This is a genomic window from Nonomuraea sp. AD125B (assembly GCF_041402765.1).
Classification (GTDB): Bacteria; Actinomycetota; Actinomycetes; order Streptosporangiales; family Streptosporangiaceae; genus Nonomuraea; species Nonomuraea bangladeshensis.
Map to the genome: position 1 here is coordinate 435319 of NZ_JBGLOU010000001.1, position 23516 is coordinate 458834.

19 protein-coding genes are annotated in these 23516 nt (G+C 72.3%); 13 read left to right on the plus strand and 6 right to left on the minus strand.

Annotated features, from left to right (window positions below; genetic code table 11):
* Positions 1-81: 81 nt before the first annotated feature.
* Positions 82-681, plus strand: coding sequence for a TetR/AcrR family transcriptional regulator (locus tag ACBR40_RS01960; RefSeq protein WP_371247135.1), 600 nt, complete (start codon positions 82-84; stop codon positions 679-681).
* A gap of 61 nt (positions 682-742) precedes the next feature.
* On the opposite strand, the gene ACBR40_RS01965 is transcribed toward ACBR40_RS01960, so the two are convergent.
* From ACBR40_RS01965 to ACBR40_RS01975, 3 genes are all read right to left on the minus strand, one after another.
* Positions 743-1561: an SAM-dependent methyltransferase gene (locus ACBR40_RS01965; protein WP_371247136.1), complete on the minus strand. Its 819-nt coding sequence runs from the start codon at positions 1559-1561 to the stop codon at positions 743-745.
* A 32-nt stretch (positions 1562-1593) separates the two neighbouring features.
* The gene (locus ACBR40_RS01970) at positions 1594-2949 is read right to left on the minus strand and encodes a sensor histidine kinase (RefSeq protein ID WP_371247137.1); all 1356 of its coding nucleotides are present in this window, start codon (positions 2947-2949) and stop codon (positions 1594-1596) included.
* Between the two features lie 71 nt (positions 2950-3020).
* Positions 3021-4538 carry a glycoside hydrolase family 13 protein gene (locus ACBR40_RS01975; RefSeq protein WP_371247138.1) on the minus strand — a complete coding sequence of 506 codons (1518 nt, stop codon included), beginning with the start codon at positions 4536-4538 and terminating at the stop codon, positions 3021-3023.
* Between the two features lie 248 nt (positions 4539-4786).
* Between ACBR40_RS01975 and ACBR40_RS01980 the strand changes: the two genes are divergently transcribed.
* From ACBR40_RS01980 to ACBR40_RS02005, 6 genes are read left to right on the plus strand one after another with little or no spacing between them, the layout of a single operon-like run.
* Positions 4787-6058: a maltose ABC transporter substrate-binding protein gene (locus ACBR40_RS01980; protein WP_364452358.1), complete on the plus strand. Its 1272-nt coding sequence runs from the start codon at positions 4787-4789 to the stop codon at positions 6056-6058.
* 4 nt (positions 6059-6062) lie between these two features.
* On the plus strand, positions 6063-7637 hold the full coding sequence (locus ACBR40_RS01985; protein WP_344215138.1) for an ABC transporter permease subunit: 1575 nt from the start codon (positions 6063-6065) through the stop codon (positions 7635-7637).
* Complete coding sequence (locus ACBR40_RS01990) at positions 7634-8473, plus strand: ABC transporter permease subunit (RefSeq protein WP_344215136.1); 840 nt, start codon at positions 7634-7636, stop codon at positions 8471-8473. Before ACBR40_RS01985 ends, ACBR40_RS01990 begins: the two co-directional genes overlap by 4 nt.
* A 5-nt stretch (positions 8474-8478) precedes the next feature.
* The gene (locus ACBR40_RS01995) at positions 8479-10266 is read left to right on the plus strand and encodes a glycoside hydrolase family 13 protein (protein WP_371247139.1); all 1788 of its coding nucleotides are present in this window, start codon (positions 8479-8481) and stop codon (positions 10264-10266) included.
* A gap of 56 nt (positions 10267-10322) precedes the next feature.
* The gene (locus ACBR40_RS02000; RefSeq protein ID WP_344215131.1) at positions 10323-11576 is read left to right on the plus strand and encodes a NosD domain-containing protein; all 1254 of its coding nucleotides are present in this window, start codon (positions 10323-10325) and stop codon (positions 11574-11576) included.
* A 9-nt stretch (positions 11577-11585) separates the two neighbouring features.
* Positions 11586-11891 (plus strand): hypothetical protein, encoded by a 306-nt coding sequence (locus tag ACBR40_RS02005; RefSeq protein ID WP_371247140.1) that lies wholly within the window; start codon positions 11586-11588, stop codon positions 11889-11891.
* On the opposite strand, the gene ACBR40_RS02010 is transcribed toward ACBR40_RS02005, so the two are convergent.
* On the minus strand, positions 11892-12458 hold the full coding sequence (locus ACBR40_RS02010; RefSeq protein ID WP_344215127.1) for a TetR/AcrR family transcriptional regulator: 567 nt from the start codon (positions 12456-12458) through the stop codon (positions 11892-11894). It abuts the gene before it with no gap.
* A 55-nt stretch (positions 12459-12513) separates the two neighbouring features.
* On the opposite strand from ACBR40_RS02010, the gene ACBR40_RS02015 reads away from it, so the two are divergent.
* From ACBR40_RS02015 to ACBR40_RS02035, 5 genes are all read left to right on the plus strand, one after another.
* Complete coding sequence (locus ACBR40_RS02015; protein ID WP_371247141.1) at positions 12514-15669, plus strand: bifunctional cytochrome P450/NADPH--P450 reductase; 3156 nt, start codon at positions 12514-12516, stop codon at positions 15667-15669.
* A 185-nt stretch (positions 15670-15854) separates the two neighbouring features.
* Positions 15855-16466, plus strand: coding sequence for an amino acid-binding protein (locus ACBR40_RS02020; protein ID WP_344215123.1), 612 nt, complete (start codon positions 15855-15857; stop codon positions 16464-16466).
* Between the two features lie 72 nt (positions 16467-16538).
* Positions 16539-17702 (plus strand): acyl-CoA dehydrogenase family protein, encoded by a 1164-nt coding sequence (locus ACBR40_RS02025; RefSeq protein WP_344215121.1) that lies wholly within the window; start codon positions 16539-16541, stop codon positions 17700-17702.
* Between the two features lie 168 nt (positions 17703-17870).
* On the plus strand, positions 17871-18824 hold the full coding sequence (locus ACBR40_RS02030; protein WP_344215116.1) for a cation diffusion facilitator family transporter: 954 nt from the start codon (positions 17871-17873) through the stop codon (positions 18822-18824).
* A gap of 47 nt (positions 18825-18871) precedes the next feature.
* Positions 18872-20125: an acyltransferase family protein gene (locus tag ACBR40_RS02035; RefSeq protein ID WP_371247142.1), complete on the plus strand. Its 1254-nt coding sequence runs from the start codon at positions 18872-18874 to the stop codon at positions 20123-20125.
* Here the strand turns inward: ACBR40_RS02035 and ACBR40_RS02040 are convergent.
* Positions 20069-20554, minus strand: coding sequence for a hypothetical protein (locus ACBR40_RS02040; RefSeq protein WP_371247143.1), 486 nt, complete (start codon positions 20552-20554; stop codon positions 20069-20071). The two genes, ACBR40_RS02035 and ACBR40_RS02040, sit on opposite strands and share 57 nt — an antisense overlap.
* Positions 20555-20677: 123 nt before the next feature.
* Here ACBR40_RS02040 and ACBR40_RS02045 point away from each other — a divergent pair, with 123 nt between their 5' ends.
* The gene (locus ACBR40_RS02045; RefSeq protein WP_344215110.1) at positions 20678-21862 is read left to right on the plus strand and encodes a hypothetical protein; all 1185 of its coding nucleotides are present in this window, start codon (positions 20678-20680) and stop codon (positions 21860-21862) included.
* Between the two features lie 133 nt (positions 21863-21995).
* Here the strand turns inward: ACBR40_RS02045 and ACBR40_RS02050 are convergent, their stop codons facing one another.
* Positions 21996-23282, minus strand: a complete 1287-nt coding sequence (locus ACBR40_RS02050) for an ABC transporter ATP-binding protein (RefSeq protein WP_371247144.1) — start codon at positions 23280-23282, stop codon at positions 21996-21998.
* Positions 23283-23516: the final 234 nt, after the last annotated feature.

Genomic DNA, 23516 nt, shown 5'->3' on the forward strand with positions numbered 1-23516 from the left:
CCCCTCAGTAATTAGCTACACGACTGTATCTAATGATGATGAAGGTAAGCTACACCCGTGTAGCTGAACAAGGGGGCGAGAATGGGCGACCACAGCGGGCGGACGCGCCGGCGTGGCGAGGAGTTGCTCAAGGCCATCCACGACGCCGTGCTGGAGGAGGTGCTGGAGGTCGGCGTGGCGCGGCTGACCATGGACGGCATCGGCCGGCGGGCGGCGACGCCGCGCACGACGCTGTACCGCCGCTGGTCCAGCCCCGTCGAGGTGCTTCTGGACGCGCTCTACCACCAGCATCCGGTTGAGGAGCCGGCCCCGGGGGCGGACGATCTGCGCGGCGACCTGATCAGGGCGCTGCGCCTCATGACGGAGTGGGCGTTCAGCAGGGCGGGCCGGGCGGTGGCCGCCATCCTCACCGACCCGAAGAGCGCGGAGCTGATGTCGGAGGCGCTGCACGAGCGGGTCTTCGCCGGCCGTGGCGGCACGTTCACGCTCACGGTGCTGCGGCACTACGCCGACCGGGGCCACTTCGGCGCCGAGCTGATCACCCCGGTCGTGGCCGACATCGGCGAGGCGCTGGTGACCAAGCACCTGCTCGACAGAGGCACCCCGCCCACCGACGAGACGCTCGAGGCGATCGTCGACCAGGCCATCCTGCCCGCCGTCGGGTTCGGCCCGCGGGCCTAGAGCGCCCGGCCGGCTCCCAGCCGCCGGCCGCGAGCCGGCCGGGCGCTCGTGGCGGGACTTCTCAGCGCGGCTTGCGGGCGATGCCCGCGTAGCCCATGCGGGCCGTCTCCTCGTCCACGATCGTCGGATGCGCCGGGTCGGCGAACGGCCACACGGCCGGTCCGAGCCCGTTGGCGAGACCCGGCGGGATCAGCTCGAAGTCGCCGAAGAAGGTCTCGATCTCCTTGCCCGGCCGCGGCGTGAACGGCATTCCCGACTGACGGTAGAACCCGGCGATGCGGGCGGCCCGCTCGGTCGCCACGTCGTTGCCCATGTGGGAGATGGCGAGGTAGCTGCCCGGCGCCAGCGCCTCCCGGTAGGCGGCCACGAAGCCCTGCGGGTCCTCCTCGTCCGGCACGAAGTGCAGGATGAACATCATGAGCACGGCCACGGGCCGGGAGAAGTCGAGCAGGCCGCGCACCTCGGGGTCGGACAGGATCTCCTCCGGCCGGCGCACGTCGCCCAGCACCATCGCCACCCGGTTGGGGTCGGCGAGCAGCGCCCGGCCGTGCGTGGCCACCACGGGGTCGTTGTCGACGTAGACCACGCGGGCCTCGGGAACGATCCGGTGGGCGACCTCGTGCACGTTCTCCTGGGTCGGCAGGCCCGAGCCCAGGTCGAGGAACTGCGTGATGCCCTGCTCGCACAGGTAGCGGACCATGCGGCCGATGAACGCGCGGTTCTCCCTGGTGCCGTCGCGGACCTCGGGCATGACGCCGAGCACCATGTCGCCGAGGTCGCGGTCGGCCTTGAAGTTGTCCTTGCCGCCCAGGAAGTAGTCGTACATGCGGGCCGCGTTGGGGATGCGGGGATCTACGCCCTGCGGCGCCTGCTCCGTCATGAACCAATGATCCACTATCGGAACGGTAGAAATCACGTGGCCGCCGGAAGTCTCAGGACGAACCGGGCGCCGCCCGGGAAGTCCTCCGCGCAGATCTGGCCGCCGTGCGCGAGCGCCACGTCGCGGGCGATGGCGAGGCCGAGGCCGGTGCCGCCGGCGTCGCGGCTGCGGGAGGCGTCCAGCCGGGTGAAGCGCTCGAAGATGCGCTCGCGCTCGGCCTCGGGGATCTCCTGGCCGTCGTTCTCCACCGACAGCACCGCCAGGCCGTTCTTGCGGGTCACCCGCACCTGGACGTGGGTCTCGGCGTGCCGCTGGGCGTTGTCCAGCAGGTTCGTCAGCACGCGGGCGAGCTGCAGCCGCACGCCGTCCACCTCGACGCCGGCGGCCAGGTCGGCGTGGACCGGCAGTTTGTCGCTGCGCCGGCCCAGCTCCTGGCGCACCAGGACGGCCAGGTCCACCCGCTCCTTGGCGGCGTCCACCTGGGAGCCGATCCTGGCCAGCAGGAGCAGGTCGGTGATGATGGCCTCCAGCCGGTCGGTGTCGCGCAGGGCGCTTTTCACCAGCGACCGCAGGTCGGTGTCGTCCGGGTAGAGCTGGGCGCTCTCCAGCTGGGCGCGCAGCCCGGCGATCGGGGTGCGCAGCTCGTGGGAGGCGTCCGAGGCGAACTGGCGCTGCTGCTCGGCGGAACGTTCCAGGCGGGTCAGCGTGCCGTTGATCGAGCGGGCGAGCTGGGCCACCTCGTCCTCGCCCGGCGGCTCGCTGACGCGGCTGCTGAGGTCGCCGGTGTGCACCGCGTCGAGCTGCGCGCGCATGACGGCCACCGGGCGCAGGGCCCGGCCGGTGATCAGCCAGGTCGCCCACCCGGCCAGCGCGACGAGCACCGCGACCTCGGCGAAGACGACGAACTCCAGGGTGCGCGTGCCCAGCACGTCCGGGGTGCTGCGCCCGGCGAGGACGACGGGCGAGTCGGGGGAGACGTTCACCCGGATCGCCGACAGGTGCACGCACTCGGTCGGCAGGCAGTTGAACACGTCGATCTCGGGGTCCTGCCGCGTGGGGCGCAGGTCGGTGAGCGGCGGCAGGGCGCGGGCGGCGTCGCTGGTGGCGATGATCCGTTCGTCGGCGCCGATGACCTGGATGAGGTCGACCGACGGGTCGGACAGCGGGATGGTGGAGCCCTGGGGCAGGCTGCCGGAGCGCATCTCGTACGCCACCCGCTGGGCGGTGTGGCGGGTGTCGGCGAAGACGGACGACTCGACCAGCGTGCGGGCGAGGACGACGGCCGCGACGCCCATGGGCAGGAGCACGAGGGCCGCCACGATCGTGGCGATCAGGGTCACCCGTCCCCGCAGGGACCTGCCCCAGATCGACCGGAACACCGCCGACATCCCACGACATTACCGAGCGTCACGACTCGCAGATGCCGCGAGAGGGGAAAGATCCCCCAAAGCATCAGCTATCAATCGTCGGTGCCGGAGCCGGAGCGCTGGATCCAGACGGCGGTGTCGGGCGGGATCGACCCGTCGGCCGCCAGCGGGCCGCTGGACAGCAGCACCTCGCCCGCGACGCCCGGCGGCACGGGACGCTCGCCGGTGTTGAGCACCACGACCAGGCCGGGGTCCCGCTCGACGGCCAGGACGTCCTCGGGGGAGTCCAGCCAGGACAGCGTGCCGCCGCCGAGCGCCGGATGCCGCCTGCGCAGGCGCAGCGCGGCCCGGTAGAGGTTGAGCGTCGAGCCGGGGTCGTCCTCCTGGGCCTCGGCCGACAGCGCCGTCCACTCCGCCGGGATCGGCAGCCACGGGTCGCGCCAGCCGCAGCCGGGCTCGGCGGTCCACGGGATCGGCACCCGGCAGCCGTCGCGGCTCTCGCCCCGGCGCAGGAAGGCCGGGTCCTGGCGCAGCTCGTCCGGCAGGTCGAGGACCTCGGGCAGGCCCAGCTCCTCGCCGTTGTAGAGGTAGGCCGAGCCGGGCAGGGCCAGCATGAGCAGGGTGGCCGCGCGGGCGCGGGCCAGGCTCCCGTGGCGGGTGACGTGGCGCGGCTTGTCGTGGTTGGACAGCACCCAGGTGGTGGGCGCGCCGACCAGCTCGGCCTCGGCCAGCGACTTCTCGATGACCGTACGGAACGACTTGGCGTGGAAGTCGGCCATCATGAACTCGAAGTTGAACGCCTGGTGCAGCTCGTCCGGGCCGATGTAGCGGGCCAGGCGCTCGGGGGAGGAGACCCACGCCTCGGCCACCGCCATCCGGCCGCCCGGGTAGGAGTCGAGGATCGGCCGCCACTCGCGGTAGATGTCGTGCACGCCGTCCTGGTCGAAGTAGGGCACCTGCTCGTCGCCGAGCATCTCGGCCTGCGGGCCGTCCTTCGCCCCGACGTCCGGCAGGCCGGCGGCCTTGATCATGCCGTGCGCCACGTCCACGCGGAAGCCGTCCACGCCGCGCTCCAGCCAGAAGCGCAGGATGTCGCGGAACTCGGCGCGCACCTCGGGGTTGTCCCAGTTGAGGTCGGGCTGCTCGGGCGCGAACAGGTGGAGGTACCACTGGCCGTCCTCGACCTGCGTCCACGCCGGGCCGCCGAAGATCGACTCCCAGTCGTTGGGCTCGTCGCGGAAGATGTAGCGGTCGCGCAGGCCGGCCTGGAACCAGGGGTGCCGGTCGGAGGAGTGGTTCGGCACCAGGTCCACGATGACCCTGATGCCCTTGCCGTGGGCCTCGGCGACGAGCGCGTCGAAGTCGGCGAGCGTGCCGAAGCGCGGGTCCACGTCGCGGTAGTCGGCCACGTCGTAGCCGCCGTCGGCGAGGGGCGAGGTGTAGAACGGGCTGAGCCAGATCGCGTCCACGCCGAGGCCGGCGAGGTAGTCCAGGCGGCCGCGCACGCCCTGGAGGTCACCGGTGCCGTCGCCGTTCGCGTCGGCGAAGCTTCGCGGATAGACCTGGTACACGACGGCGTCCCGCCACCAGTCGTCGTTGCCGAGCAGCATGGTGTTCCTTCCCCCGGGGGACCGAGTGGTCCTGTGATGTTCTGGTGAAGGATGTCCTGATCGTCGCTTCTGGGTCAAGCGTAACTTTCCGCAAGTTGCAGAAGCGACGTGCGGGTTTGGTAACGCTCTTTCGCAAGACCTTCCAATTCTTGCAAAGAGCCGCTAACTTCCTGGAAACGTTCGGGCTTTCCCTCCGCGGCGGCGCGCCATCAGCGCGCCGCTGCTTCTGCGTGACCTCAGGAGGTCTCATGCGCAAGCGTGCTCTGGGTGTGGCCGCCCTCGCGACCCTCGCCCTCGCCGCCACGGGCTGCGGCGGCGCAGAGCCGGCCGCCCCCACCGCCTCGTCCGGCGCGTCCGCCCCCGCCACGGCGGCCGCGGGCGGCGGCACGCTCGTCATCTGGGCCGACCCCAGCCGGGTCCAGCCGCTGCAGCCCTTCGCCGAGGCCTTCGGCAAGGAGAACGGCGTGAAGGTGGAGGTCAAGGAGATCTCCAAGGACAACCAGACGACCTTCCTCACCGCCTCCCAGCAGGGCAGCGGCCCCGACATCATGATCGGCGCGCACGACTGGATCGGCAACCTGGTGCAGAACGGCGCCATCGACCCGATCACGCTGACCGAGGAGCAGAAGGGCGCCTTCTCCGCCAAGGCCCTGCAGGCCGTCACCTTCAACGGCCAGATCTACGGCGCCCCCTACGCCGTGGAGAACATCGCCCTCATCCGCAACACCAAGCTCGCCCCCGACGCCCCCGCCAGCATCGAGGACCTGATCGCCCAGGGCAAGAAGCTCAAGGCGGACGGCAAGGTCAAGGAGGTGCTCTGCCTGCCGGTCGGCCAGAAGGGCGACGCCTTCCACGTCTACCCGATCTTCGCCTCGGCCGGCGGCGCGCTGTTCGGCGCCACCTCCACCGGCGACCCCGACCCCAAGACGGTGCTGCTCGGCTCGCCGGACTCGGTCAAGGCGTTCGAGAAGCTCAAGGACCTCGGCGAGAAGGGCGACGGCGCGCTGCGCACGTCGATCACCAACGAGAACTACATCGTCAACTTCGCCGGCGGCAAGTGCGCCTACCTCGTCTCCGGCCCGTGGGCGATCGCCGACGTCAAGAAGGCCGGCGTCTCCTACGACATCAGCCCCGTCCCCGCGTTCAAGGACGGCAAGCCCGCCACCCCGTTCGTCGGCGTCCAGACCTTCTTCGTCGCCTCCAAGGGCAAGAGCAAGGCCCTGGCCCAGGAGTTCGTCGCCAACTACGTGACCAACGTGGACGTCGCCATGGCGCTCTACAAGGCCGACCCGCGGCCCCCGGCGCTGTCGGCCGCGCTCCAGCAGGTCCAGGCCGAGGACCCGGACGCCGTGAAGTTCATGGACGCCGGCAAGGACGGCATGCCGATGCCCGCCATCCCCGAGATGGCCGCCATCTGGGAGCCGTTCGGCATCGCCGAGAACGCGGCGGTCAAGGGCGGCGACGCGGCCGAGGCCGCGGCGGCCGCGCAGAAGGCCGTCGACGGCGCGCTCAAGAACTGACGCCGTGGCACTCGACGTGCGCGAGAGCGGGCGGGCGGCGGGGACGCCGCCCGCCCGGCCCCGCAGGGAGATCACCACGGCGTTCGTGGTGAGCCGGATCGCGGTGCTCGCCGTGACCGCCGCGATCCTGCTGTACGCCGTTCCGCCGCTGGTCGCCACCGAGTCGTGGGCCGCGCTCGTGGTGCTGTGCGCCGCCGCCGCGGGCATCGCCCTGCTCTACCTGACCCGGCGCTTCGTCCCGGCGAAGTACCTCGTCCCCGGCACCGTCTTCCTCATCGCCTTCCAGGTGTTCCCCGTCGTCTACACGGCGACCACCGCGTTCACCAACTTCGGCGACGGGCACCGGGGCAGCAAGGCCGAGGCGGTCACCGCCATCGAGACCGGCTCGGTGCGCCAGGCCCCCGGCTCTCCCGAGTACGCCCTGACCCCCGCCCTGCGCGGCGAGGAGCTGGTGTTCCTGCTGGCCGACCCGAAGACCAAGCAGGTCTCGCTCGGCACCGCCGACGGGCTGACCCCGCTGACCGGGGCCGAGCTCGGCATCACCGGCAAGGTCGTCTCCGCGCCCGGCCTGACCGTGCTCAAGGCCCCCGAGGCGGCCGCCCGCGCCGCCGAGGTCTCCGCCCTCGCCGTGCCCACCTCCGGCGGCCTGATCAAGGCCAACGGGCTCAGCCGGGCCGTCGAGGGCCGGGCCGCGCTCGTGTACGACGAGGCGTGCGACTGCGTACGCGGCGCCGGCGGCCCCTGGACGGCCGACGAGGACCAGGGCTACTTCGTCAACGCCAAGGGTGAGCACCTGGCGCAGGGCTGGCAGGTGAACGTCGGATTCGCCAACTTCGCCCGCGCCCTGACCGACCCCACCATCTCCGGCTACTTCCTGGGCGTGCTCGGCTGGAACGCGGTCTTCGCGCTGGCCTCGGTGCTCGGCACGTTCGGCCTCGGCATGGCGGTCGCGCTGGCGCTGCACCACCCGCGCATGCGCGGCACCCGGTTCTACCGGATCGCGCTGATCCTGCCGTACGCGATGCCGGCCTTCGCCATGCTGCTGGTCTGGCGGGACATGTTCAACCGCGACTTCGGCCTGGTCAACCAGCTTCTCGGCGTGCACGTGGACTGGCTCGGCGAGCCCGTGACCGCCCGGCTCGCGGTGATCCTGGTCAACCTGTGGCTCGGCTTCCCGTACATGTTCCTCGTCACGACCGGCGCGCTGCAGGCCATCCCGCGCGAGCTGACCGAGGCGGCGGCCATCGACGGGGCGACCCCGTGGCGGGCCTTCCGGCGGGTGACGCTGCCGCTGCTGCTGGTCGCGCTGACGCCGCTGCTGATCTCGTCGTTCGCGTTCAACTTCAACAACTTCAACGCCATCGCGCTCACCACCGAGGGCGGGCCCTTCCCGGCCGCGAGCCCGCAGGTCGGCGCCACCGACCTGCTCATCACCTACACCTTCAGGCTGGCCTTCGGCGCGGCCGGGGCGCAGTTCGGGTTCGCCGCGGCCATCTCGGTGTTCATCTTCGCGATCGTGGCGCTCGTCTCGGCGGTGGCCTTCCGGCGCACCCGCAAGCAGGAGGAGGTCTACGCGTGAAGCTCGCCCTCAGGCACGTGTTCGTGCTCGTCGTCTGCGCGTTCGCGCTGTTCCCCATCCTGTTCGTGGTGTCGGCGGCGATCAACCCGCTGGGCACGCTGGCCTCGACCGACCTGCTGCCGTCCGGCGCCGGCGTGACGAACTTCGTGAACCTGCTCACCTCGGACACCTATCCGTTCGGGCGCTGGTTCTTCAACTCGGTGTTCATCGCGCTGGCCTCGTCGTTCGCGAGCCTGCTGCTGTCGATGTTCGCCGCCTACGCCTTCAGCCGCATGCGCTTCGCGGGCCGCCGGGCCGGGCTGCTGGCGTTGCTGCTCATCCAGATGTTCCCGCAGTTCCTGGCCATCGTGACGATCTTCATGATCTTCACCGAGGTCACCGAGCTCTACCCGGCGTTCGGCTTCAACACCGCGTGGGGCCTGCTGCTGCTCTACCTCGGCGGCGCGCTCGGCGTGAACACCTGGCTGATGAAGGGGTTCCTCGACACCGTGCCGAAGGAGCTCGACGAGGCCGCCACCGTGGACGGCGCCACGCACGCGCAGATCTTCTGGCGGATCATCATGCCGCTGGTCACCCCGATCCTCGCGGTCACCGCGCTGCTGGCCTTCATCGGCACGATGAGCGAGTTCCTCATGGCCAACGTGTTCCTGCGCGACCCCGGCAGCAAGACCCTCTCGGTCGGCATGTACGGCATGATCGCCGGCGACCACCGCAACGCGAACTTCGGCATGTTCGCCGCGGGCACGCTGCTGACCGCCGTTCCGACCGTCGGTGTGTTCCTCTGGTTGCAGAAGTACATCGTCTCCGGCCTGACCGCCGGCGCAGTCAAGGGATAGGTGCATTGCGCTACGTCGAGGAGCCGCACCACGACGGCTCCGCCCTGTACGTCCCCGACCAGGAGCCCGAGCTCGGCGCGCGGGTGACGCTCTGGCTGCGCGCGCCGCGGGCCGCGGGCGTCACCGGCGTGCACGTACGGGCCGTCCAGGACGGCGAGCCCCGCTACGCCGAGGCCGCGCCCGCCGCCAGGCGGGTCCCCGGCCTCGGCCGCGGGGACGTCTGGTGGCGGGCCGAGATCACCGCCGTCAACCCGGTCACGCCCTACCGGTTCCTGCTGGCCACCGGGCGGGGCCAGAGGTGGCTGACCGCCGCCGGCCTCGTGGGGCACGACGTCACCGACGCCACGGACTTCCGGCTGGTCTGCCACGAGCCGCCGCCGCGCTGGATGCGGGACTCGATCGTCTACCAGATCTTCCCCGACCGCTTCGAGCGCTCCCGCCCGATGCGCGACCTGCCCGACCGTGACCTGCCCGACTGGGCGCTGCCGCGCGACTGGGACGCCGACCCCGTCATCCCGTCGGGCCCCGGCACCGCCGAGCAGTTCTACGGCGGCGACCTCGACGGCGTCGTACGGCGGCTCGACCACGTCGAGAGCCTCGGCGCCGACACCGTCTACCTGACGCCGATCTTCCCGGCCCGTTCCAACCACCGCTACGACGCCGCCACCTTCGACCGGGTCGACCCGCTGCTCGGCGGCGACGCGGCGCTGCACCGCCTGGCGGACGCGCTGCACGCCCGCGGCATGCGCCTGCTCGGCGACGTCACCACCAACCACTGCGGCGACACCCACGAGTGGTTCACCGCCGCCGTCTCCGACGTCGCCGCGCCCGAGCGCGAGATGTTCTACTTCGACCCCGACACCGGCGACTACGAGTCCTGGTGGGGCGTCAAGTCGCTGCCCAAGCTCAACTGGAACAGCCCGCGCGTACGCGAGGGGATGCGCGAGGTCCTGACCCGCTGGCTCGGCCCGCTCGACGGCTGGCGCGTGGACGTCGCCAACATGACGGGGCGGCGCGGCGCCGACGACCTCGCGCACGAGGCCGCCGCGTACCTGCGGGCCGCGCTCGGCCCGGACGCGGCCTTCATCGCCGAGCACAACCACGACGCGAGCGGCGACCTCGACCGCGGCGGCTGGCACGGCACCATGAACTACGGCGGCTTCACCCGCCCGGTCTGGGCCTGGCTGCGCGACCCCGGCCTGGACCTCGACCACTTCCTGGGCGTGCCGGGCGGCGTGCCGGAGCGTGACGGGCACGCCACGCTCGCCACCTTCACGACCTTCGCCGCCCACATGTCGTGGCGCTCGCTCGTGCACTCCTGGCAGCTCCTCGACTCCCACGACTCGCCGCGCATCCGCACCGTCACCGGCTCGCGCGAGCGCCACCTGCTCGCCCTCGGCCTGCAGGCCACGCTGCCCGGCACGCCCATGGTCTTCGCCGGCAGCGAGTTCGGCCTGACCGGCGTCAACGGTGAGCACTCGCGCACCCCGATGCCCTGGAACCGGCCCGCCGACCAGGACCTCGCCACCCTCGCGGGATACCGGGCGCTGCTCGGCCTGCGCCGCGCCGAGCCCGCGCTGCGTCACGGCGGGCTGCGCTGGCTGCACGCCGACGCCGACTGCCTGGTCTTCGCCCGCGAGACGGAGGAGGAGACGTTGGTGGTGGCCGCGCGCCGGGCCCCCGGCGAGCCGCTGCCGACGGGCGTCCGGATGCAGGGCGTGCACGACGCGGCCGACGGCGACGAGATCCCCGGCGACGCGCCGTCACTCAGCGTATGGCGTGTCACGCACTGAACACGCTACGGTGGCGTGTGTTACTTGTCGTTTCAATTAGATAGTGGTGCGCTCCGATGAGGTTGCTGTCCGTAGCCGTCATGGCCTCGATCCTGCCTGCCCTTCCCGCGACGGCGGCCTCGGCCCAAGCGGGCACCACCTATTACGTCGACTCCAAAACGGGTGACGACTCGGCCGAGGGCACCAGCGCCCGCACCGCGTGGAGAACGCTCCACGCGGTCAACGTCGCCGACCTCAAGCCCGGCGACACCGTCGCCGTCAAGCGCGGCAGCTCCTTCCAGGGCCCGCTCCTGCTGACCGCCAAGGGCACCGCGGCCCGGCCGATCGTCGTCAAGACCTACGGCAAGGGCCCCGACGCCAAGATCACCGGCTCCGACGACGACTGCGTGATCATCAGCGGCGACCACTGGCGGGTCAGCAACCTGCGCGCCACCCGGTGCCGCTGGGCCGGCTTCCGCCTCGCCGGCCATGACAACCAGCTCTCCGGCGTGCGGGCCGACCGCAACGTCGCGGGCGTGCAGATCACCGGCTCGCGCAACACCGTCCGCGACAGCGTGATCAGCGGCAACAACCGCATGAGCGTCAACGACGCGGGCGGCGACAACGACTCCGGCGCCTTCGGCGTGCTGCTCAACGGCGACGACAACGTCATCACCGGCAACACCATCAGCGGCAGCTACGCCAAGAGCGCCGACTACGGCACCGACGGCGCCGCCGTCGAGATCTACAACGGCGACCGCAACCTCGTCACCCACAACATCTCCCGCGACAACGAGACCTTCACCGAGCTGGGCGCGCGCAAGGGCAGGACCGCCACCGGCAACGTCTTCGCCTTCAACGTCGTGACCTCCTCCCGCGGCCGGGCCTCCTTCCTCGTCACCCGCGGCCCCCGCCACGTCGTCGGCCCGGTCAAGGGCACCATCGCGGTGCACAACTCGGTCTACCTGCCCGGCAAGGACACCATCGGATGGTCCTGCCACGACGGCTGCGCGCCCGGGATTCTCAAGCTCCGCAACAACGTCATCATCGTCGGCGGCGAGGCCGGCTGGGAGGACGGCAAGGGCGCCGACGAGGACGGCAGCGTCTACCGCGGGCGCACCAAGTTCAAGCTCGGGCCGAAGTCCGTCGTCGCCGACCCCAAGTTCGTCTCCCGCACCGACCTGCGGCTGCGGCCCGGCTCCCCGGCCATCGGCCGCGCCCTGCCGCTCACCGCCGCCTGGTTCGGCGGCGTCGCGGGCCGCCAGAAGGACGTCCTGGGCCGCGAGCTGGGCGGCTCGCCGGACGCGGGCGCCTACCAGAGCGGCCGCTAGCATGGGCGCGTGGTAGCTCCAGATCTCCGCCGGCCGCTGGTCCGGCAGCTCGCCGCGGCCGAGGGCCCGCGCCGCTACTGGCACACCGCCGACGAGGCCGGCCGGGTGTGGCTGTTCGAGAGCGTCGAGGGCGGCGACGGCGAGCAGTGGGCGATCCGGCAGGTCGAGGTCGGCCCCGACCGCGCCGCCCGCCGCTACTGGTGGGAGCACCTGCAGGACGAGCAGGGCTTCCTCACCGACCAGCCGCTGGAGATCTGGGATCTCACCGAGATCCCCGGGGCCGCCTTCGACTCCGTGTGGGAGGCGGCCGGCTGATCAGCCCGCCGCGCCGCCCTCCAGACCTCTGACGATGAGCTCGACCGCGGTGTTCAGGCTGCGCCCGGTCTCCTCGGGGTCGTCCGGCAGGTGACCCTGCAGCTCCGACAGGATGATCCCCGACACGAACGCGTACAGCACGTCGCTCGTGCGCCGCAGCCCGTCCTCGGGCACCCCCGCCAGCCGCAGGATGCGCTCCAGCACCTGCCACAGTGACAGCCGCCGGTCGGCGACGATCCGCGGATGGCCGTGCACGTAGATCCACAGCGCGGGGTGCTCCCGCGCGTGCCGGTGGTAGGCGAACGCCAGGGCGCGGAGCTGCTCCTGCCACGGCCGGCCGTCGTCGGGCGGCAGGCTCATCCGCCCCGCCGTCGTGGCGCAGACGAGCTCCAGCAGCGCCTCCTTGCTCTCCACGTGGTGGTAGAGCGACATCGGGTTGACGGCGAGCTCGGCGGCCAGCTTGCGCATGGACAACGCCTCGACGCCGCCCGCGTCCACCAGTCGCAGCGCCGCGGCGCTGATCTCGTCGATGCTCAGCGGGGTTCCTCTGCGCGCGCTCACAGCCATACACCGTATGGTAGCGTCATCCATACGGTGTATGGCTAGATTTCTGGAGCACGTGATGGCACGGACGATCCCCGCCCCGCAAGGGCTGCCCCTCCTCGGCAACACGCTGCAGATCCCCGCGCACGCGCCGACGGAGCACTTCGTCGAGGTGGCGGCCCGCTACCGGGACGAGGGCGTCTTCCGCCTGGAGGTGGCCGGCCGGACGATCGTGATGGTCTTCGACCCCGACCTGGTCGCCGAGGTGTGCGACGAGAGCCGGTTCGAAAAGCGCATCCGGCCGCCCCTGTCGATCGTGCGCGACTTCGGCGGCGACGGCCTGTTCACCGCCGAGCGGCACGAGCCGGTCTGGGGGCAGGCGCACCGCATCCTGCTGCCGGCCTTCAGCCAGCGCTCGATGAAGGCGTACTATCCGCAGTTCCTGGAGGTCGCCGAGCAGCTCGTCGCCTCGTGGGCGGCCCGGCAGGGCCAGGACCTGCCCGTCGCCGACGACATGACCAGGCTCACGCTCGACACGATCTCGCTCACCGGGTTCGGCCACCGCTTCGACTCCTTCAACTCGCCGGAGCTGCACCCGTTCCTCAAGGCCATGGGCGGCGCGCTCACCGAGGCCATGCTGCGCAACCAGCAGCTCCCGTTCGTCACCCGGCTCAAGCGCCGGCACGAGGAGGCCTACCGGCGCGACATCGCGACCATGCGCGCCCTCGTCGACGACGTCATCAAGGCCCGCAGGGCCGAGGGCGGCGGCGCGACCGGCGACCTGCTCGGGCTCATGCTGGAGGCCGCCGACCCGCGGACCGGCGCCCGGCTGTCCGACGAGAACATCCGCAACCAGGTGCTCACCTTCCTCATCGCCGGCCACGAGACCACCAGCGGCCTGCTCTCCTTCGCGCTGTACAACCTGCTGCGCGAGCCCCACACGCTGGCCCGCGCGTACGAGGAGGTGGACCGGCTGCTGCCCGGCGACGAGCCGCCCTCCTACGAGACGATCATGAAGCTCGACGTCATCCCCCGCATCCTGGAGGAGACGCTGCGGCTCTGGTCGCCGATCCCCGCCTTCGGCGTGAGCGCGATCGAGGACACCGAGATCGGCGGCTACCCGATCCCCAAGGACCAGGGCGTGGGCGTGCTGCTGCCGGTCCTGCACCGCCACCCCGGGGCGTGGGAGCGGCCGGACGAGTTCGACATCGACCGCTGGCTGCCCGAGCAGCGTAAGAACCACCATCCGGCCGCGTACAAGCCGTTCGGCAACGGCGAGCGGGCCTGCATCGGCCGCCAGTTCGCGCTCACCGAGGCCCGGCTGGCGCTGGCGATGATCCTGCGGCGCTTCGCGCTGTCCGACCCGGACGCGTACCGGATGAAGATCAAGCAGACCCTCACCCTCAAGCCGGACGGGTTCACGCTGCGGGTGCGCGAGCGGCGCGCCCACGAGCGGACCGTCGTGGCGCTCCCCGACGCCGCCGCCGACGCCGCGACCGGGAGGGAGCGGGACGTCGCGGTCGCCGGGGTGCCGCTCACCGTCGCCTACGGCTCCAACCTCGGCACCAGCGCCGACCTCGCCGAGCGGCTGGCCGAGCGGGCCGGGCGGGCCGGGTTCGCCACCACGCTGACCACGCTCGACGAGCTCGACCCGCCGCGCGAGGGCCTGCTCATCGTGATCGCCTCCTCCTACAACGGCAAGGCCCCCGACAACGCCCAGCGCTTCGACGCCCTCGGCACGCTGCCCGACCTGTCCGGGGTGCGCCTCGCGGTGCTCGGCTGCGGCAACACCCAGTGGCCGACCTACCAGGCGTTCCCGCGCCGGGCCAGTGAGAAGCTGATCGCCGCCGGCGCGGTGCCGCTGGTCGAGCGGGGCGAGGCCGACACCGACGGCGACTTCGACGGCGACGTGTCGGCCTGGACCGCCCGGCTGTGGGCGGCCCTCGCCGAGGAGTACGGCGCCGGCTCCGGCGCAGTACTCCTCGGCGCCGGCTCCGGCGCCACCGGCCCCCGCTACACGATGGAGGTGCTGAGCGAGGCCGAGGTCCGGCCCGCCGTCGTCTCCGAGCGGGCCGTCCCGCTGACCGTCGTCTCCAACGAGGAGCTGACCGGCGACCCCACAGGGCTCTGGGACTTCTCCGCCGAGGCGCCCCGCCCCGGCGTGCGCTCCATCGTGGCCCGGCTGCCCGAGGGCGTCACGTACACGGCGGGCGACCACGTGGCCGTCTTCGCCAAGAACGATCCCGAGCTGGTCGAATGGGCGCTGCGCTGCCTGCGCGTCCCCCGCGAGCAGGTCCTGCGGCTGAGCGCCTCCGGCGCCACGCACCTGCCCGTGGACACGCCGGTGACCGCCGGGCTGCTGCTCGGCGAGTTCGCCGAGCTGCAGGAGGTCGCCACCCGCGCCGACCTGGAGGCGCTGGCCGCCCACACCGCGTGCCCGTTCACCCGCCGCCAGCTCGCCGAGCTGACCGCGAACTACGCCGAGGAGGTCCTCGCCAAGCGGCTGTCCCCGCTGGCGCTGCTCGACCGCTTCCCCGCGATCGAGCTGCCGCTGCCGGTGTTCCTGGAGCTGGCCGGGCCGATCAGGCCGCGCTACTACTCGATCTCCTCCTCGCCGCTGGCCGACCCGTCGCTGGTGCGGCTCACGGTCGGGCTCGTCGAGGGTCCCGCCTGGTCAGGGAGCGGCACCTACCACGGCACCTGCTCGGCGTACCTGGCCGGGCTGGGGGAGGGCGAGGTCTTCTACGGCTACGTACGGGTGCCCGCGCCCGCGTTCCGGCTGCCCGCCGACCCGGCCACGCCGGTGATCCTCGTGGGTCCCGGCACCGGGTTCGCGCCGCTGCGCGGCTTCCTGGAGGAGCGGGCGCTGTCGGACGCCCCCGGGCGGGCCCTGGTGTTCGCCGGGTGCCGGCACCCCGAGCACGACCTGCTGTACCGCGACGAGCTCGCGGCCTGGGCCGGGCGGCCGGAGGTGAGCGTGCACACCGCGTACTCGGCGGTCGCCGGGCATCCGTACCGGTACGTCCAGGACGCGCTGGCCGCGCACGGCGAGGAGGTGTGGGAGCTGCTGGAGCGGGGCGCGCACGTGTACGTCTGCGGCGACGGCCTCCGGATGGCCCCCGCCGTCCGGCAGGCCCTCCTGGACCTGCACCGGGAGCGCACCGGCGAGGACGGCGCCGTCTGGCTGGCCGGGCTGGAGGCGGACGGCCGCTACCAGCAGGACGTGTTCGCCTGACCTGGCCTTCTTGGCCTTCTTGGGACGCGATCTGCGAAAACTCCAGCTCACCATGGGCAGACCGTGGTTGATAATCCGGACTTAAACCCGCATCTAGGGATAGAACCGCAGCATGTACGACATTTCCGTGGAACATGCTGGAAACCTTTCCACGGCACTGTGAGAGCTCGGGAAAGGGGGGCGGCATGCTGCTGCGACTGAGGGTGTCCCTGCCGGACCGGCCGGGCGGGCTCGGCCGGGTGGCCAAGGCACTGGGCACACTCGGAGCCGACATCCTGCAGGTCACCGTGCTCGAAAGGGAGGCCGGGCGGGCCGTGGACGACTTCACCGTCTCCTGGCCGGGGCCGGTGACCCCGGCCGAGGCCGGCGAGCGGCTGTCGGTGGTGCCCGGCGTGCGCGTCGAAGGGGTGTGGACCACCAAGGAGGTGCCGGGATCGGCGCTCGACTACGACCTGCTCTCGCACGTCGTGGCCGAGCCGGGCCGCGGCCTCGCCACCCTCGTGGACGCGCTGCCGGGGCTGTGCGGGGCGGAGTGGTCGCTGGCGGTGGCGGACGGCGCGGTACGGCACGCCTCGCTGGCCGCCCCCGACACCTTCGAGCTGCCCGCGCCGCCGCCCCGGGCCGTCGCCGTGGACGCCCGCGAGCTGCGACTGATGCTGCTGCCGGTGCTGGAGCACCGCATGCACCTGGTCGTGGCGCGCGCCGCCGGAGGCCCGGTGTTCCACCGCGCGGAGATCGAGCGTGCCGTCCGCATCGTGGACGTCGTCGCCAAGCTCGCCGCCCGGACCGTCGCGTAGGACATTGACCCGGTAAGTGCCGCCTTATTAACGTGAGCTGCCTGATCAGCAAGCGGACCGGGGACGAGGCACATGGATTTCGAGCTGACCGACGAGCAGAAGGCGTTCCGGGAGACCCTGCGCGCGTTCGTGGACAAGGAGATCGTGCCGGTGGCCGTGGAGTGGGAGCACTCCGGCAGATACCCGGCCGAGATCATCGACAAGATGAAGCAGATGGGCCTGTTCGGCCTGTCCGTGCCCGAGGAGTACGGCGGCATGGGCGCGGACATGGTGTCGTTCGCGCTGGTCTTCGAGGAGATCGCGCGCGGCTGGATGGGCGTGGCCGGCACCATCGGCTCCCACTCGCTCGCCTGCTGGATGATCAACCGGCACGGCACCGAGGAGCAGCGGCGGCTCTACCTCAAGGACCTCGCCACCGGCGCCCGGCGCACCGCGATCGCCCTCACCGAGCCCGGCGCCGGCACCGACCTGCAGGGCATCCAGACCCGCGCGGTCCGCGACGGCGACCACTACGTGGTGACCGGCACCAAGACCTGGATCACCAACGCCCGCCACGCCGACCCGCTGCCCGTCCTCGTCAAGACCTCGATCACCGAACCCGCCCACAAGGGCATGTCGGTGCTGCTCGTGGACCCGTCGTCGCCCGGCTTCAGCGTCAGCCGCGACCTGCCCAAACTCGGCTACAAGGGCACCGAGACCTGCGAGGTCGTGCTGGACGAGGTACGGGTGCCGGTCTCCGCCCTGCTCGGCGGCGTCGAGGGGCGCGGCATGCAGCAGGTGCTCGGCGGGCTGGAGATCGGCCGGGTCAACATCGCCGCCCGCGCCGTCGGCGTCGCGCAGGCCGCGTACGACGCCGCGCTCGGCTACGCGCGGGAGCGCACCGCGTTCGGGCAGCCCATCGCCGACTTCCAGGCGATCCAGCTCAAGCTCGCCGACCTGGCCACCGAGATCCAGGCGGCGCGGCTGCTGACGTACTGGGCCGCGTCCCAGGCCGACAGCGGCAAGCGGGTGGACATGGAGGCCGGGATGGCGAAGTACTTCGCCTCCGAGGTGGCTCTGAAGGCGTCGCTGGAGTCGATGCGCATCCACGGCGGCTACGGCTATTCGCAGGAGTTCGTGGTCGAGCGGCTCTACCGGGACGCGCCGCTGATGGCGATCGGCGAGGGCACCAACGACGTGCAGCGGCTGGTGATCGCCCGCGCGCTGGTGTCGGGCAAGGGCAGGATCGGCTGGTGAGCCTCGGCGGGGCCGGGTGCCTATCCTGGTGCCCAGTGACGACCTGCGCGAGCGAGGGATGCCATGGCTCACCAGCCGAACTCCGGCCATGACCACGGTCACGGTCACGGGCACGGTCATGGGCATGGACACGGGCTGAGGAGGCTGGCGAGGAGCATCGCGCACGTCGTGACGCCGCACAGTCACGACAGCGCCGACAAGACCGACACCGCCCTGGAGTCCAGCAGTCGCGGCATGCGGGTCCTCGCCGTCTCCTTCGCCGTGCTGATGGTCACCGCGGCCGTCCAGGCGGTCATCGTCGTGGCGTCGGGCTCGGTGGCGCTGCTCGGCGACACCCTGCACAACCTGGCCGACGCCCTCACCGCCGTCCCGCTGGCCATCGCGTTCTCGGTCGGCCGCCGCGCCGCCACCCGCCGCTTCACCTACGGCTACGGCCGGGCCGAGGACCTGGCGGGCATCGTCATCGTCGCGATCATCGCCGTCTCCGCCGCCCTCGCCGGGTACGAGGCCGTCCAGCGCCTGCTCCACCCCCAGGACATCCGCGCCGTCGGCTGGGTGGCCGGCGCCGCGGTGGTCGGCTTCCTCGGCAACGAGTGGGTGGCCCGCTACCGGATCAGGGTCGGCAGGGAGATCGGCTCGGCGGCCCTGGTCGCCGACGGCCTGCACGCCAGGACCGACGGCTTCACCTCGCTCGCCGTGCTGCTCGGCGCGGGCGGCGCCGCGCTCGGCTTCCCGGTCGCCGACCCCGTCGTCGGCCTGCTCATCACCGTCGCCATCTGCTTCGTCCTGCGCGACGCGGCCCGCGAGATCTACCACCGCCTCATGGACGCCGTGGACCCCGCGCTCGTGGACGCGGCGGAAGGCATCATCGCCGGGGTGCCCGGCGTGCGGCGGGTCGGCTCGGTACGGCTGCGCTGGATCGGCCACGCCCTGCACGCCGAGGTGGAGATCCTGGTCGCCCATGACATGTCGGTCGTGGACGCGCACGCGGTGGCGGTCGAGGCCGAGCACCGCCTCATCCACGAGCTGCCCCGCCTGCGGGCCGCGACCGTCCACACCGACCCCTACGGCCCGGACGGCGCCGACCACCACGCCTCGCTCACCGGGCACCGGAGCGAGTGAGAAGAGCGGGCGGCATCACCGTCCGCCGTACGGGTAAGTTGGTGCGGGTGTCCGCAGCCACCGCTCCGCTCGTGCCCAGCGACCCCGGCAGCTCGGGCGGCCCGGCGGGCCCCGGCGCCCGGCTGGCCTGGCTCGACGCCCTGCGCGGCATCGGGGCGATGGCCGTGGTGGCCGAGCACCTGCTGCCGTGGTTCCTGCCGGGCCTGCGCCCCTACTGGTTCAGTCTCGGCGTCTACGGCATCCTCGTGTTCTTCCTGGTCAGCGGCTACATCATCCCCACGTCGCTGGAGCGGCACGGCGACGTGCGGGCCTTCTGGATCAGCCGGTTCTTCCGCCTCTACCCGCTCTACCTGGCGGTGACCGTGCTCGTGCTGGCGCTCGCCTGGTGGGTGCCGGTGCGCGCCGAGGTGCCGCGCGACGGGAGCGCGGTGGCGGCCCACGCCACGATGTTGCTCGACGTGGTCGGGGTGGGCGGGGTGGCCGACACCATGTGGACGCTGTCGTACGAGATGGTGTTCTACCTCGTGGTCACCGCGTTGTTCCTGGTCGGCGCGCACCGGGGGAGCGGGACGCTCACGATGGTGTTCGGCCTGGGGGCCGTGGCCGTGGGCCTGCTGATCGGCGGGCCCCTGCTGCGTGGCGGCTGGCCCGCGTACGTCACGGCCGCCGTGTTCGCGGCCGGGCTGGCGTGCGTGCTGTGGGGAAGGGCCCGCACGGCGGCGGCCTGCGTGCTGGGCGTGACCGCGCTGGCCGCGCTGGTGCTGAGCAGCCGCATCCCGTGGCTCGGCGTGGCCGTGGTGGCGGTCATGTTCGCGGGCACCACGATCCGCCGCTGGGAGGAGGGCGCCGGCCCGCTCTGGCCGCTGGCGGTGACGACGGCGCTGGTCGGGCTGGCGCCGCTGCGGGCGATCGAGACCGGCTGGTGGTGGGTGCAGGCCGACGTCTGGCTGACCACGATCGCGCTGGCGGGCGGCACGTTCGCGGCCGGGATGGCGCTGCGCGGGCGGCGGCTGCCCCGGGCGCTCGTCTGGCTGGGCCTGGTCAGCTACTCGCTCTACCTGGTCCACCACCCGCTGCTGAAGTACTTCACGACGATCTCGGGCGATCTGAGGGAGGCCGAGCCGGTGTGGCAGGCGGCGATGGCGGCGCTCGCCCTGGCGCTGGTGCTGGGGGCGAGCGCCCTCGCCTACCACTTCGTCGAACGGCCCGGCCAGGCGTGGGGCCGCCGCGTCGCGCGGGCCGTCTCAGGCGCCGGTGGCGGCGGGCTCAGGGGCGGCGGCTCCGGCGGGCGGGCCGGATAGAGCCGGTACGACGCGCGGATGGCGGGCCAGCGCCCGGGCCACCACCGGGTCCTCGGCGACGAGGAAGGCCAGGTGCCTGATGGCGTGCGCGACCACGTTGGCCAGCGCGAGGCGCTCCGGCGACGGCGTCGCGGGCGCGCCGCCCCGGGCGATCTCCAGGACGGGCGCCCGTTCGGCGGGCAGCCAGGGGGCGGGATCGGGGCACACCGCGTACGTGAGCACGACCCGGCCGTCCGGCTCGTAGCGCCAGCTCGTGGAGTGCAGCACCACGCCGGGGTCGTCGCCGCGCACCCCGGCCAGCCGCCGCGCCGCCTCGTCGGGGGTCTCGCCGGGGCGCGGGCTGGTCGTGGCGTGCCGGTACGACCAGCGATTGTCGGTGCCCACGCGTAGCATGAGCGTCTCAACCGAGACCACGTGTCCTGCCGTCATCGCCACCAACTTACTGCAATCCATGCGCAACTACGGGCAGCGCGCAGGTGGCGTTCGCTCTTGAACCGCGCGGCGAGCCCGGCTGTAGTCGAAGGGCGTGCGACAGAGAGGGGCCGAACAACCATGCCAGGTGTGCTGGTGCTGATGGGGTCGGGCGAGACGAGCCCGACCATGGTCGAGGTCCACCGCGCCGCCACGCGGGAGCTGCGGCCCGGGGCGCGGGCGGTGCTGCTCGACACGCCCTACGCCTTCCAGGAGAACCGCGCGGACATCTCCGCCCGCGCCCGCCGCTACTTCGCCCACAGTGTGGGGCTCCAGGTCGAGGTGGGGACGGGCATCGCGGGGGCCGACTGGGTGTTCTCGGGGCCGGGGAGCCCGACGTACGCGCTGGAGCGCTGGGCCGAGTCCGGCGTGGCCGGCGACCTGCGGGCACGGGTGCGCGCCCGGCAGGGCGTGACCGTGCTCGCCTCGGCGGCGGCCTGCACGGCGGGCCTGGCCACCGTCCCCGTCTACGAGATCTACAAGGTGGGCGCCGAGCCCCACTGGCGCGAGGGCATCGACCTGCTGGAGCCGCTCGGGCTGCAGGCCGTCCTCATCCCGCACTTCGACAACGCCGAGGGCGGCACCCACGACACCCGCTACTGCTACCTCGGCGAGCGGCGGCTGTCGCGGATGGAACGCGAGCTGCCCGAGGGCACCGCAGTGCTCGGCATCGACGAGCACACCGCGCTCGTCATCGACCTGGAGAGCGAGAGCGTGCGCGTCGCCGGGCGGGGCGGGCTCACCGTGCGCCTGCCGGGGTCGGCGGCGGTGCTGCCGGCGGGCACCCGCACCGACCTCGCCGGGCTCCGCCGGCTGGCCTCCGGTGCGGGCGGCGCCCCGCTGCCACCGCCTCCGGCGGAGCGGGCCGCCGCGCCCGCCGAGGTGACGCTGGAGGAGACGATCCGCGCCGGGGAGGAGCGCTTCCGCGCGGCGGAGGCGGAGCCCGACCTCGTGGCGGCCGCGCAGGCGGTCCTCGACCTGGAGGCCGAGATCGTCAAGTGGGCCGCCGACACCGAGGAGGACGCCGGCGGCGTCGACCAGGCGCGCGAGCTGATGCGGCTGCTCATCGCCCGCCTCGGCGAGCTGGCCGCCGACGCCGGCCGCCGCTCGACGGGCCTCGGCCACCTGGTCGAGTCGCTGCTCGCCCTCCGCGTCGCGCTGCGCCGCCAGGGCAGCTACGACGTCGCCGACGCGCTGCGGGATGCGATGCGAGCCGGCGGCGTGCAGATCGAGGACACCCCGGACGGCCCCCGCTGGAGCCTCTGACCAGGCGGCGTCGGCGGCGGGACAGGCCGATCCGGGCGCCGTCGGGCCTGACCCCGACGGCCCCCGCCAGAGTATTTGATCCGGCGGCGTCGGCGGCGGGACAGGCCGATCCGGAGTTCCTGACTCCCTGGGCTCAGCGGCGGGGTGGGTCGATGCGGGCGCCGTCCGGCTTGAAGATCATGATGCGGGAGAGGTCCACCGCGACCTTGGCGGCGTCGCCCGCGCGCCAGACCGGCCGGTTGCCGAGGCGGACGATGAGGTCCGCGCGGCGGTGGATGCCGCTGCCCGCGGCTCCCACGCGCTCCTGCTCCTGCGGCTCCGCCTCCTGCACGGGAGCGAACATGCGGCGCATCAGGCCCGACAGCCCGCCGGAGCCGTTCTTGGCGCCGTGGGCCCGCCGCTGCCTGGGGTCCGGCGGCTCGGGCACCGGCACGGCGGGCATGCCGCACTCCAGGTACGCCAGCCACTCGTGCCCGTGATACTCCAGCGTCCGCACCCGCCCGAAGAACGACGGCCCCTCGTACGACTCCGGCACCGGCGCGAGCCCGTCGGGCCGCATGCCGACCAGGACGTGCCCGCCAGTGTGCTGCGAGATGGCGTACGCCCTGGGATCGCTCCAGGGCATGGTGAGCCGGTGCGGGCCGAAGTCGAGCAGGACGTACTGGTTCTGCGGCGTCCTGACAGTGGCCGCCAACAGGTTCAACTGCTGGGAGTTGAGGAAGGCCGCCACGAAGGCGGTGGCTGGATCGTTGTAAATCTGGGCCGGAGTGCCGACGTCCTGCAGGACACCGCGATTGAGTATCGCGATGCGGTCGGCCAGCGTCAGGGCCTCCACCTGGTCGTGGGTCACGTAGATGGTGGTGACGCCGAGCGACCTGACCAGCGCCGAGATCTCCATGCGCAGCTCGGTGCGCATGCCCGCGTCCAGGTTGGACAGGGGCTCGTCCATGAGGAACAACTTCGGCTGCCGGACGATCGCCCGGCCCATCGCCACGCGCTGCCGCTGGCCGCCGGACAGGGTGCCGGGGCGGCGGTCCAGCGTCTCGTCGATGTGCAGCACCTTCGACAGCTCGGTCACGCGCTCGCGCACGAGGGCCGGGTCGGACTTGGCGATCTCCAGGGGGAAGGCGATGTTGCCGCGCACGGTACGGTGCGGGTAGAGGGCGCCGTTCTGGAAGACCATGGCGACGTCGCGGTCGCGCGGCGGCAGGTGGTTGGCGAGCTCGCCGTCCAGCCACAGCTCACCTTCGGTGATGCCTTCCAGGCCGGCGATCATCCGTAACAACGTCGACTTGCCGCAGCCCGAAGGGCCCAGCAGGACGAGGAACTCACCGTCTTCAGCCCGTAAGTTCAGCCGGTCGACGGCCAGGTAGTCGCCCGGATACACCTTGGTCACGCTGTCGAGAACGACCGAGCTCATGGGCCTGCACCTTGCGCGCGTGTCACCTGTGACGAGACGGATTGATGAGGTAGTACATCGCGCCTTAACGCTAGATGTCCACCCTTGACATAAAGAATCTCCCTCCGCGCCGTTTCGGTCGGGAGTTTTGGGCGTCCGAAGACTGATATTTCCGGATTGCCGATGCCTGCAAAGGACTTGCGTAAAGTTGCAGAAACGGCTTTCATGGTCGGGACGCAGGGGGGAGGCCGGCTC

Coding starts and splice junctions, on each gene's coding strand:
- ACBR40_RS01960 (WP_371247135.1), top strand. CDS start 82: ATGGGCGACCACAGCGGGCGGACGCGCCGGCGTGGCGAGGAGTTGCTC.
- ACBR40_RS01965 (WP_371247136.1), bottom strand. CDS start 1,561: ATGACGGAGCAGGCGCCGCAGGGCGTAGATCCCCGCATCCCCAACGCG.
- ACBR40_RS01970 (WP_371247137.1), bottom strand. CDS start 2,949: ATGTCGGCGGTGTTCCGGTCGATCTGGGGCAGGTCCCTGCGGGGACGG.
- ACBR40_RS01975 (WP_371247138.1), bottom strand. CDS start 4,538: ATGCTGCTCGGCAACGACGACTGGTGGCGGGACGCCGTCGTGTACCAG.
- ACBR40_RS01980 (WP_364452358.1), top strand. CDS start 4,787: ATGCGCAAGCGTGCTCTGGGTGTGGCCGCCCTCGCGACCCTCGCCCTC.
- ACBR40_RS02000 (WP_344215131.1), top strand. CDS start 10,323: ATGAGGTTGCTGTCCGTAGCCGTCATGGCCTCGATCCTGCCTGCCCTT.
- ACBR40_RS02010 (WP_344215127.1), bottom strand. CDS start 12,458: ATGGCTGTGAGCGCGCGCAGAGGAACCCCGCTGAGCATCGACGAGATC.
- ACBR40_RS02015 (WP_371247141.1), top strand. CDS start 12,514: ATGGCACGGACGATCCCCGCCCCGCAAGGGCTGCCCCTCCTCGGCAAC.
- ACBR40_RS02020 (WP_344215123.1), top strand. CDS start 15,855: ATGCTGCTGCGACTGAGGGTGTCCCTGCCGGACCGGCCGGGCGGGCTC.
- ACBR40_RS02025 (WP_344215121.1), top strand. CDS start 16,539: ATGGATTTCGAGCTGACCGACGAGCAGAAGGCGTTCCGGGAGACCCTG.
- ACBR40_RS02040 (WP_371247143.1), bottom strand. CDS start 20,554: ATGACGGCAGGACACGTGGTCTCGGTTGAGACGCTCATGCTACGCGTG.
- ACBR40_RS02045 (WP_344215110.1), top strand. CDS start 20,678: ATGCCAGGTGTGCTGGTGCTGATGGGGTCGGGCGAGACGAGCCCGACC.
- ACBR40_RS02050 (WP_371247144.1), bottom strand. CDS start 23,282: ATGAGCTCGGTCGTTCTCGACAGCGTGACCAAGGTGTATCCGGGCGAC.